Origin of the sequence: Streptomyces sp. FH025, from assembly GCF_017427025.1 — a bacterium.
Lineage (GTDB): Bacteria > Actinomycetota > Actinomycetes > Streptomycetales > Streptomycetaceae > Kitasatospora.
In genome coordinates this window covers 1-2125 of the sequence record NZ_JAFLNG010000992.1, presented here as the reverse complement: position 1 = coordinate 2125, position 2125 = coordinate 1, and the positions used below count along the sequence as shown (strand labels likewise).

1 protein-coding gene is annotated in these 2125 nt (G+C 75.9%); it reads right to left on the bottom strand.

Features of this window, described 5'->3' with window-relative positions; translation table 11 throughout:
• A partial coding sequence (locus tag J0670_RS36520; RefSeq protein WP_207817071.1) for a nitrate- and nitrite sensing domain-containing protein occupies positions 1 to 2125 on the bottom strand: 2125 nt, incomplete at both ends.

Sequence of the window (2125 nt, the reverse complement as noted above, 5' to 3'; positions counted from 1 at the left end):
GGGCTTGCACCAGGGGCGGCTCGGCCGACTGGTCCGGGGCCGTCGCCGGAGTGCGGGCGGGGCCCGATTCGGCGATGGCCACGTCCAACTCCGCCACCGGTTCGGCACGGTGAGCTCGCCCGTCGCCCTCGTCGGCCAGCAGGTCGGTGGCCAGCGGGTCGGTGGCCAGCAGATCGGTGGGCAACAGGACGACGGCCGTGGTGCCGCCGTACGCGGAGGTCACCAGCGAGACCTTCACGTCGTGCCGCCGGGCGAGCCGGCTGACCACGAACAGACCGAGCCGGTCGCTGTCGAACAGGTCGGCCTGTTCGACGGCCGCGATCCTCCGGTTGGCGGCGAGCAGCGCGGCCGGGCCCATGCCGAGTCCGCGGTCCTCGATCTCCAGGGCGTAGCCGTTGCCGACCCGTTCGCCCCGGATGTGCACCCTGGTGTGCGGCGGGGAGAACCCGGTGGCGTTCTCCACCAGTTCGGCCACCAGGTGGGTGAGGTCGGCGACGGCGTGGCCGACGACGGCGGCGCGCGGCAGCGAGTGCACCTCGACCCGGGCGTACTCCTCGACCTCCGAGACGGCCGCCCGCACCACGTCCACCAACGGGACGGGCCGGCGCCAGGCCCGGCCGGGGACGGCGCCGGAGAGGATGATCAGGCCCTCGGCGTGGCGGCGCATGCGGGTGGTGAGGTGGTCGAGCCGGAACAGGTCTGCCAGCTCCGACGGGTCCTCGGTGCGCCGTTCCATCGTGTCCAGCAGGGTGAGTTGGCGGTGCACCAGCACCTGGCTGCGGCGCGCGAGGTTGACGAACACCCCGGAGACCCCGGACAGCACTTCGGCCCGCTCGACGGCCGCGGTGACGGCCGCGCGCTGCACGGTGCCGAGCGCCCGGTGTATCTGGCCGATCTCGTCGTCGCGGCCCACCGGGCGCGGCGCCTCGACCTCGACGTCCACCTCCTGCCCCGCACGCAACTTCCGCATCGTGGCGGGGAGTTTGCGACCGGCGAGGTCAAGTGCCGAGTTGCGCAGGCCGATCAGCTCGGTGACCAGGCCGCGCCCGATCCGCACCGAGATCACCAGCGAGGCGACCACTCCGATCAGTCCGAGCAGCACGGCCGTTCCGGCCGGGGTGAACAGGCCCAGCGCGTACGGGTTCCGGCGCTCGGCGGCGACGCGTCCGGCCTGGTCCTCGACGGCGCGCAGGCCGCCGGTCACGTTCCCCACGACCAGGCCCCACCGGTCCGCGGGAACGGCGGCGACGGCGGTCCGGCCGTCGGCGGCGCTGCGGATCCGCTCCTCGTAGCCGACCAGGTCGCGGTGGTCCTGGCCGCCGGTGACCGCGAGCAGCGCCGCCCGGTCGGCCGGCCCCAGGTCGGCGGTCGCGCCCTGCTCGAACTCGCGCCGGGCGAAGGCGAGGCCGTCGAACTCGCGCAGCTGATCGTCGCCGAGCGCGCCGGAGAGCTGGGCGGCGCGCAGCAACGCGTCCTCGCGAGCGAGGAGTTCACGGGAACGGGCCAGTTCCCGCAGCACCCGGGCCTCGGCGGCCGACCCGCCGCCCTGTGCCGGGGTGACGGCGCCGGACACGGCGAGCGCCCGCTCCACCGCCGTGCCGTACGCGGCGTAGGCCTCGGGCCAACCGATGCTGCGGGTCGCCACCTTGGCGCGCAGATCGGGCAGCGCGGCGAGGGAGGTGCCGAGGGCGTCCAGGCTGGCGGCGGCGTCGACCCCGAGGCCCTCGGCGTCGGCGCGGTTGTAGCCCTGGCCGGGGTGGCGGGGGTCGGGGAAGAGCGGGGCGAGCGCCCGGTCGGTGGTGGCGGCGGCGTCGCGCAGGGCGCTCTCCCGGGCGGCGCCGGGCACGCCGCCCGGAACCGTGCTCTGGGCAGCCAACAGCTCGCCGGCGGCGACACGTTCGGCCTGTAGCCCGGCGACCGTCTCGGCGACGGGGGTGAGCAGGGTGCGCTGGGCGTCGCGCAGTCGCAGCAGGTCCCAGACGCCCCGGGCGGTGGTGACGGTGGCGAAGCCCCAGAGGGCGATGACGGAGACGACCGGGACCATCAGCAGGGCGATGATCCGGGCGCGGACGGTCCGAGGGCGCAGCCCGCGCAGCCAGGGGCCGGGGCGCGGCGTTCGGGCGGG